A 13626-nucleotide genomic window follows, 5' to 3' on the forward strand; every position below is an offset into this window, starting at 1 on the left:
CTTTTTTGGTTGTAATTGATAATGACATACTTTACGACGAGAATGGTGGCTTTCTCTTCAATAGAATCAAACTCATGCCACTCCTCATAACTTTATCAAGATACATGATTGAAAACAAAAGCACATTTGTTTTGTAATCGTTTTCTTTCCTTTCAACAAGCGATTCATCCATAAAACATTGATATATCAACATTTTTCCAACTGTGCAAACGCCTTGACATTTTTGGACGGTTATATGAAGTTAGTATTACATTATAATTATTCTAGTAGAGACTAAAGTCCACTAGAGTAAAAAACCAAGGAGGACATACCCCATGTCATTAATCGGCAAAGAAATCTTACCTTTCAAAGCACAAGCATTCCAAACAGGTGAATTCCTCGAAGTATCGGACAACGACTTCAAAGGTCAATGGAGCGTCGTTTGCTTCTACCCAGCTGACTTCACGTTCGTCTGCCCGACTGAACTCGAAGACCTTCAAAACGAATACGCGACACTTAAAAACCTCGGCGTCGAAGTGTACTCAGTATCGACTGACACACACTTCACGCACAAAGCATGGCACGAAACGTCTGAGAAAATCGGCAAAATCGAGTACATCATGATCGGTGACCCATCACACACAATCTCACGCAACTTCGACGTCTTGAACGAAGAAGATGGCCTTGCTGACCGCGGTACGTTCATCATCGACCCAGACGGCGTCATCCAAACAGTTGAAATCAACGCAGGCGGCATCGGCCGTGACGCGAGCACGCTCGTCAACAAAGTCAAAGCGGCACAATACGTCCGCAACAACCCAGGCGAAGTCTGCCCGGCGAAATGGGAAGAAGGTTCTGAAACACTTCGCCCGAGCCTCGACCTCGTCGGCAAGTTGTAAGGAGCGGATTACATGTTAGAAGCAGATATTAAACAACAGTTGGACCAATATCTCCAGCTCATGGAGGGCGATGTCGTCCTCCGTGTCAGCGCTGGAGACGACACGGTTTCAAAAGAGATGCTCGACCTCGTGAACGAACTCGCGAGCATGTCGTCACGCATCTCGGTCGAGAACGTCACACTCGATCGCACACCGAGTTTCAGCGTGAGCCGTCCGTCTGAAGAGACAGGAATCGTCTTCGCAGGAATCCCGCTCGGTCACGAGTTCACGTCACTCGTCCTCGCGTTGCTCCAAGTGAGCGGCCGGGCGCCGAAAGTCGACGCGGACGCGATCAAACAAATTCAACAGATCGAAGGCACGTACCACTTCGAGTCGTATATCAGCCTCAGCTGCCACAACTGCCCAGACGTCGTCCAGGCACTGAACGTCATGAGCGTGCTCAACCCGAACATCTCCCATACGATGATCGACGGTGGCGCCTTCAAGGCGGAAGTCGAAGCGAAAGAAATCATGGCTGTCCCGACCGTCTTCTTGAACGGTGAGGCGTTCGGCAACGGACGTATGTCACTTGAAGAGATTTTAGCGAAACTCGGCACAGGCCCGGACGCTTCGGCGTTCGAAAATAAAGATCCGTATGACGTCCTCGTCATCGGTGGCGGCCCAGCTGGCGCGAGCGCAGCGGTTTACGCGGCTCGTAAAGGCATCCGCACAGGAATCGTCGCTGAGCGCTTCGGTGGTCAAGTGATGGACACGATGGGCATCGAGAACTTCATCGGAACGTCTTACACGGAAGGCCCGAAACTCGTCGCGAGCTTGGAAGAGCACGTGAAAGAGTACGGCATCGACGTCATGAACCTCCAGCGCGCGAAGCGTCTCGAGAAAACTGACCTCGTCGAAGTCGAACTCGAGAACGGTGCCGTCTTGAAGAGTAAGAGCGTCATCCTCTCGACAGGTGCACGCTGGCGCAACGTCAACGTCCCAGGTGAAGCCGAGTTCAAAAACAAAGGTGTCGCCTACTGTCCGCACTGTGACGGTCCGCTCTTCGAAGGCAAGCGCGTCGCCGTCATCGGTGGCGGGAACTCTGGGATTGAAGCAGCGATTGACCTTGCCGGAATCGTCAAGCACGTGACGGTGCTCGAGTTCGCTCCTGAACTAAAAGCCGACCAGGTGCTTCAAGACCGCCTTCACAGCCTCCCGAACGTGACCGTCGTCACGAATGCACAGACGACAGAAATCACGGGTACGGACAAAGTGAACGGCATCTCGTACTTGTCTCGCGACACGAACGAGACGCATCACGTCGAACTCGAAGGCGTCTTTGTCCAAATCGGCCTCGTCCCGAATACGGACTGGCTCGACTCGGTCGAACGCAACAACTTCGGGGAGATCGTCGTCGACCGTCATGGCGCGACGAACGTCCCAGGTGTGTTCGCGGCAGGTGACTGCACGAACAGCGCCTACAAACAAATCATCATCTCGATGGGCTCTGGTGCGACGGCCGCACTCGGTGCTTTCGACTATATGATTCGCAACTAACGCAAAACGCGTCCTCCACTGTGAGGACGCGTTTTTCATCGTTCCGCGACCGATTCAAACGTTTGATTCCCCGGGAAAGTGGAATAGCGGACAAGAGAACGGATTTTGAATGAGGAGGCATTTTATGAACATCCCAACCATCAAACTACATGACGGCTATGAGATTCCCGCCATCGGGCTCGGTACCGTCTATTTACGAGGAGAAACCGGTGTCGACGCGATCACGGGCGCGATTCGGAACGGTTATCGCTTGATCGACTCGGCCATCCGCTATGACAACGAAGGAACGGTCGGCGAGGCGGTCCGTCAATCCGGTATCCCGCGTGAGCAGCTGTTTCTGACCTCAAAGCTACGCGGTCAATATTTCGACTATGACGACGCGCTCGAGATGATTCGCGAGTCGCTTTACCGGGCGAACCTCGACTATTGGGACCTATTTCTCTTACATTGGCCGAACCCGAAACAAGACAAGTATGTCGAGGCGTGGCGTGCCCTCATCCAAGCGAAGAAAAACGGATGGATTCGCTCCATCGGTGTATCGAACTTCATGCCCGAGCACCTCGACCGTTTAATCGAGGAGACGGGTGAGACGCCGGTCATCAATCAAATTGAGATGCACCCCTACTTCTCACAAGTCGAACAACGCGATGCCGACAAGGAACGAGGCATCATAACCGAAGCGTGGAGCCCACTCAGTCGCGCCCGCACTGTCATCCATGACGAGACGATCACCGAGCTCGCACGACAAAAAGGGAAGACCGTGTCGCAAGTCATCTTGCGCTGGCACGTCCAGCTAGGCGTCATCCCACTCCCGCGTTCGTCGAGCGATATGCACCAAAAAGAGAATCTCGACGTCTTCAACTTCGAATTGACCGAGGGCGAGATGGAGACGCTCAACGCGCTGACAAAACCGGATGGACGTATCGATAATCAAGACCCGAGAGAATATGAAGAGTACTAAAAAAGATTGAGCCGCGACGGGCTCAATCTTTTTGTCGTCAAAACGCAGGAATCGCCGTTTCGTCGTAGTTCTCTTCTAAGAAGGCACGGACTTCGTCACTTGTGAGTGCCTCGCCGAGCTTCTGAATCGCTTCGTCGTCTTGATTGTCCTCACGGGCGACGAGTGTGATCGCAAAGTCGTTATCGACACCTTCTGTCAAAAGGGCGTCCGTCTTCGGCGTCAAACCGAGCGGTGCCGCGTAGGCCGGCGTCATGAGGACCGCATCGACGTCGTCATACGCGCGCGCGAGCATGAGCAAATCGACTTCTTGAAACTTGAAGTTCTTCGGGTTGTCCGTGATATCAGCTTGCGTGTAATACGAACCGTTCTTCTCACCGAGCTCTATCACGTCGTGCTGGGCAAGGAGCGAGAGCGAACGGTCGATGTTCGACACGTCGTTCGCGATGGCAATCGTCGCACCTTCCGGGATGTCGTCGATGTTGTCATACTCTTTCGAATAGACGCCGTAGTTGGCGAAGTAAATCGGCTCAATCGGGACGAGGTTGGCGTCATTGCTGCGGTTGAACTCTTCCATGTACGGGACGTGTTGGAAGAAGTTCGCATCGACTTCTTCTGCCGCGAGCGCCGTGTTCGGCTGGACGTTGTCCCCGAGGACGACGATCTCAAGCTCGATGTTGTCTTCAGCGAGCTGTTCTTTCGCGATCTCAAGCATATCCGTCATCGGTGGGATGAGCGATGCAACTTTGAGCGTCTGTGGCTCGTTTGACGGGGCTTCCGTCGTGTTCGTTTCTGAGTCGTTTCCACACGCCGCGAGAACGAGCGTGAGCGAAGCGAAGAGTGCCATTAATTTTTTCATATGTTTTTCCTTCTTTCTGTTTGTGATTAGCGTTTGTCGATGAGACGGGCCACGGTCGTACCGGTGAACTGAATCATCTGGACGAAGATGAGCATGATGAGAATCATGTACATCATCAGTTCCGTCTTGAACTGTTGATATCCATAGCGGATGGCGAAGTCGCCGATGCCGCCACCCCCAACCACCCCCATGATGGTCGAGTACGAGATAAAGCTGATGATCGACGTCGTCAGTCCGAGGACAAGACCGGAACGGGCCTCGACGTACAAGAACTTGAAGATGACATCTTTGATGGATGCACCCATCGACACTGCCGCCTCGACGACACCGCGTGGCACGTCAAGGAGTGATTGCTCGACGAGGCGCGAGTAGTGGGCGATGGCGATGATGGCGAGCGGCACAGTTGCCGCTGCCGTCCCGATGGCCGTTCCGATGATGAGCCGCGTGAATGGAATCAAAAACACGACGAGTAACAGGAACGGGAACGACCGGACGATGTTGACGACCAAGTTGAGCACGGAGAAGACGGCCCGGTTCTCTAAGAGCTGACCTTTTCGGGACAAGTAGAGCCACGTCCCGAGCGGCAGGCCAACGAGGACGGCGGCGAGAATCGAGACGCCGACCATGATGAACGTTTCGCCGATCGAACGCCAAATCTCGGTCTGATATTGCACGAGCACCTCAGGCATCCATCTCACCCGCCTTCTTCAGCTGGTCGACGAACCAGGCCGGATTGTTGTCGATGGCCGGCACACCGCTCGGGACGAGGTCGATCGTCTCGTAGACGGCCCCGTCCGCCATGACGGTCACGCGATCACACACTTGTTTGATGACGTCCATCTCGTGCGTGACGATGACGATGGTGACACCGAGCCGTTCATTGATCGACTTCAACACCTCGAGCACTTCGGCCGTCGTGTTCGGGTCGAGCGAGGAGGTCGGTTCGTCGCACAGCAAGACGTGCGGCTCATTCGCGAGCGCCCGCGCGATGGCGACACGTTGCTTCTGCCCTCCGCTTAACTGGGCCGGATACTTGTCCTTGAACGTCTCGAGCCCGACGAAGCGGAGACATTCGAGCACCCGTGCCTCGTGCGTCGCTTTCGGACGACCGGCTAGTTTGAGCGGTGCGACGACGTTGTCATAGACGGTCTTGTTGGCGACGAGATTGAACTGTTGAAAGATCATCCCGATGACGTGGCGCTTCTCGCGAAGCTTCCTCGTCGAAAGCGATGTCATCATGGACCCGTCAATCTCGACCGTGCCGGTGTCCGGCGTCTCGAGCAAGTTCATGAGCCGAAGCACCGTCGACTTGCCGGCACCGCTTGCCCCGATGATGCCGTATATCTCACCACGGTTGACGTGGAGCGAGACGTCTTTTACGGCTATATCGCGTCCAAACTGTTTGCGTACATTCGTTAACGTGATCATCGACTGTCCCTTTCTATATAACAAACTTGGTGATACTCGTACCCCATTTTAGCGAAGTAAAGGACAGTTGTCAGTTGATGCGTCTTGTCTTGAGTCTCGTTATATAGAGAAAGAAGAACGTTTCACTTCCCAACCGCCCCTTCGCCCTTTATAATGAGAACAGATAATACCATAGGGGGTATATTGAATGACTACTGAAATTCTAATAACCTTCGCCGTCCTGGCGTTGGCGATTTTTCTCTTTGTTTCCGATAAATTGCGGACCGACCTCGTCGCCGTATTGATCATGGTCATCTTGCCATGGACCGGCGTCATCACGGCGAATGAGGCGTTTTCCGGATTCGCCTCGAACGCCGTCATCTCGGTGATTGGTGTCATGTTGATCGGATACGGGGTCGAGCGTTCCGGCATCATGACCGTCGTCGCGGGCTTCATCACGAAACGGGTCGGCGTCAAAGAAAAGAACGTCATGGCGACGACGTCGACGACGGTCGGCCTCATCTCGGCGTTCATGCAAAACATCGGCGCAGCCGCCTTGTTCTTGCCGGCGCTGAAACGAATCAGCAAAAACGCGAATATCCCGGCCTCGAAACTGATTATGCCGATGGGTTTTGCCGCCATCCTCGGGGGAACGTTGACGATGGTCGCCTCGGGTCCGCTCATCATCTTGAACGACTTGTTGACCGAGTCCGGATTTGACGCCTTGAACTTGTTCGCCGTCACGCCGATCGGGCTCGCCTTGCTCGCGACCGGCATCCTTTACTTCTACTTCGCCGGAGGACTCGTCTTGCCAAAGGCGTCCGGTGAGACACAAGTGACGAGCGCGTCGTTCATGCAAGAGACACACAACTTGACGACCGACATCCATGAGCTCGACGTCAACGCCCGCCTCGCCGGACAGACAATCGAACAACTCAATATTTGGTCGACTTACGGCATCAATATTTTGGCGCTCCGGGAAGATGCGAGCCACGTCTATGGTCCATGGCGGAAGACTCACCTCGCCGACGGACAGACGCTTGCTGTTCTCGGGACAATCGATGCGGTCAACCGCTTCGCCGCCGACTATGAATTGACAGTCAAGCCTGAGCTCGAACACTTTGCCTCGCTTGAGAACGAAGATGAGAGCGGCTTTGCCGAGATCATCATCCCACCGACGTCTCCGTTCATCGGCAAGACGCTCCGCGACATCGGCTTCCGGAAAAACTTCCGCCTCGAACCGCTCGCGGTAATCGGGAACGACGGAACGAAGACGACACTTGAAGACGTCCCGTTTGAAGCCGGGATGCAGCTCGTCGTCTATGGCAGCTGGAAAGACTTGATCAACCTTCGTAACGGCCGCGAAGTCGCGGTGCTCAGTGACGTGAAAGCGCCCGAACTCGCACCGCAACAAAACAAGAAAAAACCTGCGCTGTTCGCGATCGTCGTCTCTCTTGGGCTCGTCTTCATGGGCTTCCCGCTGTCGTTAAGTTTCTTCACAGGCGCACTTCTCATGATCTTGCTCGGTGTCATCCCAAAAGAAGAGATTTATCCAGCAATCGATTGGAAGACCGTCTTCTTGCTCGCCGGGCTCATCCCGCTCGGTACAGCGTTCGAGAAGAGTGGAGCGGCCGCTTATACGGCGAACGCTATCGTCAACCTTGTCGGAGGATGGAGCACACTCGCCATCTTGTTCATCATCGGGCTTATCACGATGTTCTTCTCGCTCTTCATGTCGAACGTCGCAGCGACCGTCCTACTCGTTCCGCTCGTACTCATGATGGCGGATACGTTCAGTATGGACCCGATCGGACTCGCCCTTCTCGTCGCCGTCTCGGCCTCGAACTCGTTCATCTTGCCGACGCACCAAGTGAACGCCTTCATCATGGGACCGGGTGGCTACCGGAACGCCGACTACATGAAAGCCGGCGGCATCATGAGTCTTCTGTTCCTTATTGTCTCGGTGTTGATGGTGTACGTCCTATTCATGTAACGCAAAAAGGAAGGATCCGCGGATCCTTCCTTTTTTGATGCGCTCACATCGGATGACGCTTGAAGTGTTCCGCGATATGGGCCCGCATCGCCTCTCGGTTCTCGGCGAAGATGCGATGGCGATGCCCATTTCCGCCAGACGGATGAGGAAAGCCGCTCACGACACGTTCACTCGCGACAATCCCGCGATCGACGAGCGTCTCGATGGCACGGCGCACGTTGATGCCCATCGGCAAGATGAGCGCTTCTTCGAGTAAAGCCATCTCATCGGCGAACATCCCGTCAATATAGGGTTGGAACAAGTCGGTCCTCAACAAATCCGGACTCGCGCCGTTGTAATTTTTCCCTTTGTAGAACACCGGATACGGCAAGACGGCGGTGTTTTGGACGAGATGGTTCGCTGACCCGAACAAGTCGAGTGTCGTCTCAATACCGAGATGACGGTGCAAGTCCAAATCGTCGAGCATCGTCACCAAGTTTTTTCGAATCGGACCCGAGAAGCTACCCCGCTGTTTGACGGCCCGGAGCGCCTCCTCGTCCGAGGCATCGGCCAAGTCGCGAATCGCCTCGAACGATTGGCGCATTTGGTATAGACCCGGTGTGATGCCGGCGATGACGACTTTCGCCTCCGGATTGACGAACTCGAACGGTGCGTAAAAAATGCTGAGCGGCTTGACGGGATCCTCTTCAAAGAGAAACATGTCACTCTTCAGCGTCGCTTCCTCCAAGTCTGGCAATCCGATAATCTTTTGTTTATATGTGTGAAAATGGTCGGTTCTCGTTGGCATAAACATCCCCCTTTTTCAATCATTGTTCCCTGAAACTATTTGTGAGAAAAGTTCATTCAAACGACAAACATTTATCATAAATTAAGCGCTTTCAAACTTGCTTATGTGATATTCTGACAGTGTTCAAATGGTAAATACATATATTTAATTTCCTTTAATTAGGGTTAGGAGTGTGTTCAATGAAAGCAGTCATCGTCAATTCATCGAGTAAAGCAAACGTAGAAATTGTTGAGAAAGAGTTACGCCCCCTAAATTCTGGGGAAGCACTTGTCGATATCGAGTACTGTGGAGTATGTCACACCGACCTCCACGTCGCTGCCGGAGATTTCGGCGATGTCCAAGGACGTGTTCTCGGCCATGAAGGAATCGGGATCGTCTCTCAAATCGCAGACGACGTCACTAGCTTACATATCGGGGACCGCGTCAGTGTCGCTTGGATGTTCCACGCCTGTGGGCGATGCGAGTATTGCACAACCGGACGCGAAACGTTCTGTCGTCACGTCCAAAACGCTGGATACAGCGTTGACGGAGGGATGGCTGAGCAAACTATCGTCGTTGCGGACTACACAGTCAAAGTACCGGACGGCCTCGATCCCGCCCAAGCATCAAGTATCACGTGCGCCGGTGTGACGACGTATAAAGCCATCAAAGTAGCTGACGTTAAACCTGGTCAAACCGTCGTGATCTATGGCTGTGGCGGCCTTGGGAACTTAGCGATCCAATACGCCAAACACGTCTTCAATGCGCACGTCGTCGCGGTCGACATCAATGACGATAAGCTTCAACTTGCGAAAGAGAGCGGAGCCGATTTGACAATCAATCCACTGACTGATGGCGCCGCTGACAAAATCATTCAAGAGGAGCTTGGCGGTGCCCATGCGGCAGTCGTCACCGCGGTGTCCAAAGTCGCCTTCAACTCGGCCGTGGACTCAGTCCGCGCCTGTGGAAAGGTTGTCGCCGTCGGTCTTCCTTCTGAGACGATGGACTTGAATATCCCTCGCCTCGTCCTCGATGGAATCGAAGTGGTCGGTTCACTCGTCGGAACGCGAAAAGATTTAGAAGAGGCGTTCCAATTCGGAGCCGAAGGAAAAGTCGTGCCTGTCGTTCAAAAACGTTGTCTTCACGAAGTCCAAGACGTATTTGAAGAAATGGAACAAGGAAAAATCCAAGGTCGCATGGTGATTGACTTCAAAAACGCAGAGTGTAAGTAAAATAAAAACGAGGCCAATTTGGTCTCGTTTTATGTTTGGATCATCTCGACAGGGGCAAACCCTTTCGTTTTTCGAAAGTTCATCCGATACGTGAACTGTTCGAGCGCGTCGGACGGGTCGACCCGTGACATATTCATCTGTTCAAGTGTCTGTCGGTCATATTGGACGGTAAGGATCAACACGTCTTCTTCATGACCGGTACTCGTGTTCAACTGCCTTTCATACGCTTGGACATAGACGACTTGTACCTGCAGCAACGCGAGTATTTCCCGGGCAATTCGCAACGCCGCCCCGCACACATAGTCTTGATATAGGTCATAATAGGCGGTCTTTGTCATCGCTCTTTCAGAGAGCTTCCCTGTCTTTGTCAGGCTGTACGCCGTTGTCGGAATCGCTTCTTGTGCGTTGACATCGAAGGCGACTTGCACGATTTCCGGTGAGGGGACATTACATTCGAATCCGCTACCGAACTCGAGCAGATCGTCGAACGGCTGAAACGACTCAATCACGTCATAATACGCATCGACTTCGCCGAGTAGGACGCGCTTCGCCAATTCTCTCGCTTCCCGCCATTCCTCATAACGCGTCCGGTCAGCTTCAGCCGCTGCATGCACGTCTTGTTCTAGACGTTGTCTCTGCTTTGATTCTCGTTTGAATAGACGGTCGATCCAACTCGGTCGGTAGGACTCCAGTTGATCACGGGCGTTTTGCTCGGTCGGTCCGATCCTATCGACTTCAAACGGCGGCTCCTGATGATAGATCGCTTTCCAATCGACCGGCTCATCGCTCTCTTGATGAATCGAGCGCATCCGTTCGATTCGATTTTCATACAATTCCACTTGAAGCTTGGCGTGCTCTTGTTTTGCTAGCTTCGCTTGCTCTCGTTCACGCTTTGCCAATTCATTTCGTTGTTGGTGGGCCGGTGTCTTATAAGAACGCGACGTTGAATACGATAATCCAGTACCCGGAAGTCCGACCGTCGATGTTGCTCGACCACTGCTGTTGATCGTGTGCCGTAATCCGCGTGTACCGACACTGACACCGACACCTCGTTTCCCGACGTTCATTCGCACGCCCGGCGCGATTTTAATGCTTTTACGGAATCGTAAACCCATTATTCCTCCTCCTTTGTCATTCATCTCCTATTTATAACGTACCATAGTTAAACCGAACGAGCATTGACGCTTCTTATCCGCTTTTGTATAGTTAGGAGCGACAAAAACGAATGGAGGAGTGCTCACTTGACTCCAAACGAAACGAGCTCGACCCACTTGCTTGATTTAATCGCCGAGCGCCACGATCAAATCCGGCGCGTGAGTGAACGGGCCTGGAACGATCAACATGACATTTACCTTTCCAACTCGGAATGGTACGTCCTCGCCCGAATCTATAATAAGAGACCGACGATCGCCGAGGTGACGCGGGGCATTCATGTGTCACGCCAAGCGACTCACAAGCTCATCAAAAACTTACAAACAAAAGGTCTCGTCAGTGTCACCGACCATCCGACGAGCCGCAAAGATAAATGTATCGAGCTGACCGAACTCGGTGTGATTTGTTACGAGCAAAACGAGGCGCTCAAAGCGAAACTCGAACAAAACATCGCCAATGCGCTCGGGGAAGATGCCTTCAAACAACTTCAAAAACTGCTCCAATCCGATTGGAACCTGTAATCCCTTCAACCACTTCGAAGGGATTTTTTTGCCTTCATAGTTACCACGAAATGTCAACCTAGTTGACATTTCGCATCCTGAACTACTATACTTGATGAAAGGAAGAGGTGATCGATTTGTTCAAAACTGGTGATTTAATCATCTATTCGACCCACGGAGTTTGCCGCATCGACGACATTTCCGACATGACGGTCGCGGGTGAGACGAAGTCGTACTACACGCTCCACCCCATCAACAACGCACAGAAATTGCAAATCAGTATCCCCGTCGATAGTGACAAAGTAATGATGTTGACGCTCCTTGAAGCGAAAGAAGCAAAAGAGATCCTCGAATCGTTCCGCTCGCCGGGTGTCGAATGGAATCCCCATCCGAACAACCGCAATCGCGAATTCTTGAACGTCGTGCACTCGGGTAACCGCCACGAAATCGCTCAAGTCATCAACACGCTTGCCCGCCGTCAAAGCGAGGCCCTCTTGTTGAATAAAAAGTTGTATGAACAGGACCGTAAGATTCTAGAGAACGCTAAAACGATCCTCGTGAAAGAACTTTCGCTCGCGCTTGAATTATCGGAAGAAATCATTGATCAACAAATTGTTGCTTATTTAAGCGAAGAACCTATCGCCACTACTTGATTGGCCCCTTCCGTGCGAAGAGGTCTTTTTTTTATGTAAATATCAAAAAGAAAAAGCGAGAATATTTTCGTATTCTCGCCTTGATTAATTTAATTGTGGACGACGCCTTTCTCCTTCAAGCCGAGCGCCACCGCTGTCGATTCATGAATCGTCTTGAACAGCTCCGGGTGATCGGAGAGCGAGACGCCATATGACGGCACCATCTCTTTGATTTTCATTTCCCATTCCGGTATCCGGTTCGGGAAGCACTGCTCGAGCACCTTCAACATGACGTGCACCGCCGTCGACGCGCCAGGTGACGCCCCGAGGAGTGCAGCGACCGATCCGTCTTCGGCGCTGACGACCTCCGTTCCGAACTGGAGCGTCCCTTTGCCTTGTGGCGTATCTTTGATGACTTGGACACGTTGCCCGGCGACGACGATTTCCCAGTCCTCATTTTTCGCGGTCGGGATGAACTCACGAAGTTCATCCATACGTTTGTCGTGTGATAACAGTACTTGCTCGATCAAATATTTCGTGAGCGGCATTTCTTTCGCACCGGCTGCGAGCATCGTCACCACGTTATACGGTTTGACCGATTGGATGAGATCGAGGTTCGAGCCCATTTTTAAAAACTTCGGCGTGAAGCCGGCGAACGGACCGAACAACAACTCTTTTCGATTATTGATGTAACGTGTATCGAGGTGCGGCACCGACATCGGCGGCGCGCCGACTTTCGCCTTGCCGTATACTTTCGCGTGATGTTGTTCGACGACATCTCGGTTTTTACAGACGAGGAATAGGCCGCTCACCGGGAACCCACCGATATGTTTGGATTCTGGGATGCCAGTCTTCTGCAAGAGCGGCAAGCTGCCGCCACCACCGCCGATAAAGAGGAACGGGGCCGTATGCGTCTCAATCGTATTCGCCTCGATGTCTTTCACTTTCACTTCCCACAAGCCGTTAGCCAAACGCTTCACATCTTCGACACTGTGTTTGTAATTGACCTCGACCCCTTGCTTCGTCAAATGCTCGAACAGCATCCGTGTGAGCGCACCGAAGTTGACGTCCGTCCCTGAATCGATTTTCGTGGCAGCAATCGGTTCATCCACCGTCCGGCCTTCCATCACGACCGGCATCCACTCGCGCAATTGCGCCGGGTCGTCCGATAAGACCATCCCTTCGAACAACGGATTATTTGTTAGCGCTTCCAAACGTTTTTTCAAGAAGCGGATGTCTTTCTCCCCTTGCACCATGCTCATATGCGGAATCGACCGGATAAAATCTTCCGGCTGCTGAATCAAGCCTTTGTTGACGAGATGCGCCCAGAACTGACGCGAGATTTGGAACTGTTCATTGACGTTGATTGCTTTCGAAATATCGAGCGTGCCGTCTGGCTTCTCGGTCGTATAGTTCAACTCGCAAAGGGCGGCATGTCCCGTCCCGGCGTTGTTCCATTCGTTCGAACTTTCTTCCCCTGCACTTTCGAGCTTCTCAAACACTTTGATTTCCCACTCTGGTACGAGCTCTTTAAAGAGCGACCCGAGCGTCGCGCTCATGATTCCTGCACCGATCAAAATGACGTCTGTTCTCTTTTGGACACTGCTCATGAAAACCCCATCCTTCTCCCCTGAATTTGTGCGTGAGACCGCCGTATAAATCCCCATTCACCGACAGTCCCTTTTATAATCGTTATATTGATTATAACGCTTT

13 protein-coding genes are annotated in these 13626 nt (G+C 52.6%); 7 read left to right on the forward strand and 6 right to left on the reverse strand.

From position 1 onward, the window contains the following. The first annotated feature begins 314 nt into the window (after positions 1-314). The 3 genes from ahpC to L971_RS01170 all read left to right on the forward strand — a co-directional run bounded on the left by ahpC (position 315) and on the right by L971_RS01170 (position 3375). Positions 315-878: an alkyl hydroperoxide reductase subunit C gene (ahpC, locus tag L971_RS01160; protein ID WP_034803599.1), complete on the forward strand. Its 564-nt coding sequence runs from the start codon at positions 315-317 to the stop codon at positions 876-878. Positions 879-890: 12 nt separating this feature from the next. Beyond that, positions 891-2414 (forward strand): alkyl hydroperoxide reductase subunit F, encoded by a 1524-nt coding sequence (ahpF, locus tag L971_RS01165; RefSeq protein ID WP_047373917.1) that lies wholly within the window; start codon positions 891-893, stop codon positions 2412-2414. 124 nt (positions 2415-2538) lie between these two features. Continuing rightward, complete coding sequence (locus L971_RS01170) at positions 2539-3375, forward strand: aldo/keto reductase (protein ID WP_047373919.1); 837 nt, start codon at positions 2539-2541, stop codon at positions 3373-3375. Positions 3376-3412: 37 nt separating this feature from the next. Here the strand turns inward: L971_RS01170 and L971_RS01175 are convergent, their stop codons facing one another. Genes L971_RS01175 through L971_RS01185 form a run of 3 tightly spaced genes read right to left on the reverse strand, consistent with a single transcriptional unit; the run spans position 3413 to position 5659 of the window. Continuing rightward, the gene (locus tag L971_RS01175) at positions 3413-4231 is read right to left on the reverse strand and encodes a MetQ/NlpA family ABC transporter substrate-binding protein (RefSeq protein WP_047373922.1); all 819 of its coding nucleotides are present in this window, start codon (positions 4229-4231) and stop codon (positions 3413-3415) included. Between the two features lie 26 nt (positions 4232-4257). Beyond that, on the reverse strand, positions 4258-4920 hold the full coding sequence (locus tag L971_RS01180; protein ID WP_024371038.1) for a methionine ABC transporter permease: 663 nt from the start codon (positions 4918-4920) through the stop codon (positions 4258-4260). Next, positions 4913-5659 carry a methionine ABC transporter ATP-binding protein gene (locus L971_RS01185; RefSeq protein ID WP_052200211.1) on the reverse strand — a complete coding sequence of 249 codons (747 nt, stop codon included), beginning with the start codon at positions 5657-5659 and terminating at the stop codon, positions 4913-4915. The genes L971_RS01180 and L971_RS01185 overlap by 8 nt, the downstream gene beginning before the upstream one ends. A gap of 187 nt (positions 5660-5846) precedes the next feature. On the opposite strand from L971_RS01185, the gene L971_RS01190 reads away from it, so the two are divergent. Next, positions 5847-7631 carry an SLC13 family permease gene (locus L971_RS01190; RefSeq protein WP_047373924.1) on the forward strand — a complete coding sequence of 595 codons (1785 nt, stop codon included), beginning with the start codon at positions 5847-5849 and terminating at the stop codon, positions 7629-7631. A 43-nt stretch (positions 7632-7674) separates the two neighbouring features. Here the strand turns inward: L971_RS01190 and L971_RS01195 are convergent, their stop codons facing one another. Continuing rightward, a complete protein-coding gene (locus L971_RS01195) occupies positions 7675-8418 on the reverse strand; it encodes a hypothetical protein (protein WP_047373926.1) in 744 nt (247 codons plus the stop codon). 179 nt (positions 8419-8597) lie between these two features. On the opposite strand from L971_RS01195, the gene adhP reads away from it, so the two are divergent. Then, positions 8598-9629 carry an alcohol dehydrogenase AdhP gene (gene adhP / locus L971_RS01200; protein ID WP_024371042.1) on the forward strand — a complete coding sequence of 344 codons (1032 nt, stop codon included), beginning with the start codon at positions 8598-8600 and terminating at the stop codon, positions 9627-9629. A gap of 29 nt (positions 9630-9658) precedes the next feature. On the opposite strand, the gene L971_RS01205 is transcribed toward adhP, so the two are convergent. Continuing rightward, positions 9659-10744, reverse strand: coding sequence for a DUF4236 domain-containing protein (locus tag L971_RS01205; protein WP_047373928.1), 1086 nt, complete (start codon positions 10742-10744; stop codon positions 9659-9661). A 126-nt stretch (positions 10745-10870) separates the two neighbouring features. Here L971_RS01205 and L971_RS01210 point away from each other — a divergent pair, with 126 nt between their 5' ends. After that, on the forward strand, positions 10871-11302 hold the full coding sequence (locus tag L971_RS01210; protein WP_024371044.1) for a MarR family winged helix-turn-helix transcriptional regulator: 432 nt from the start codon (positions 10871-10873) through the stop codon (positions 11300-11302). Between the two features lie 107 nt (positions 11303-11409). Then, on the forward strand, positions 11410-11934 hold the full coding sequence (locus tag L971_RS01215; protein WP_052200212.1) for a CarD family transcriptional regulator: 525 nt from the start codon (positions 11410-11412) through the stop codon (positions 11932-11934). An 89-nt stretch (positions 11935-12023) separates the two neighbouring features. On the opposite strand, the gene mqo is transcribed toward L971_RS01215, so the two are convergent. After that, positions 12024-13523, reverse strand: coding sequence for a malate dehydrogenase (quinone) (gene mqo, locus L971_RS01220; protein WP_047373971.1), 1500 nt, complete (start codon positions 13521-13523; stop codon positions 12024-12026). Between the last annotated feature and the right edge of the window lie 103 nt (positions 13524-13626).

It is taken from the genome of Exiguobacterium sp. ZOR0005, from assembly GCF_000798975.1.
Taxonomy (GTDB): Bacteria; Bacillota; Bacilli; order Exiguobacteriales; family Exiguobacteriaceae; genus Exiguobacterium; species Exiguobacterium aurantiacum.

Excerpts from the sequence above, each read along its gene's own strand:
- L971_RS01195 (WP_047373926.1), bottom strand. The coding sequence starts at position 8,418 with ATGCCAACGAGAACCGACCATTTTCACACATATAAACAAAAGATTATC.
- L971_RS01190 (WP_047373924.1), top strand. The coding sequence starts at position 5,847 with ATGACTACTGAAATTCTAATAACCTTCGCCGTCCTGGCGTTGGCGATT.
- L971_RS01185 (WP_052200211.1), bottom strand. The coding sequence starts at position 5,659 with ATGATCACGTTAACGAATGTACGCAAACAGTTTGGACGCGATATAGCC.
- ahpC (WP_034803599.1), top strand. The coding sequence starts at position 315 with ATGTCATTAATCGGCAAAGAAATCTTACCTTTCAAAGCACAAGCATTC.
- L971_RS01170 (WP_047373919.1), top strand. The coding sequence starts at position 2,539 with ATGAACATCCCAACCATCAAACTACATGACGGCTATGAGATTCCCGCC.
- mqo (WP_047373971.1), bottom strand. The coding sequence starts at position 13,523 with ATGAGCAGTGTCCAAAAGAGAACAGACGTCATTTTGATCGGTGCAGGA.
- L971_RS01205 (WP_047373928.1), bottom strand. The coding sequence starts at position 10,744 with ATGGGTTTACGATTCCGTAAAAGCATTAAAATCGCGCCGGGCGTGCGA.
- L971_RS01175 (WP_047373922.1), bottom strand. The coding sequence starts at position 4,231 with ATGAAAAAATTAATGGCACTCTTCGCTTCGCTCACGCTCGTTCTCGCG.
- adhP (WP_024371042.1), top strand. The coding sequence starts at position 8,598 with ATGAAAGCAGTCATCGTCAATTCATCGAGTAAAGCAAACGTAGAAATT.
- ahpF (WP_047373917.1), top strand. The coding sequence starts at position 891 with ATGTTAGAAGCAGATATTAAACAACAGTTGGACCAATATCTCCAGCTC.
- L971_RS01180 (WP_024371038.1), bottom strand. The coding sequence starts at position 4,920 with ATGCCTGAGGTGCTCGTGCAATATCAGACCGAGATTTGGCGTTCGATC.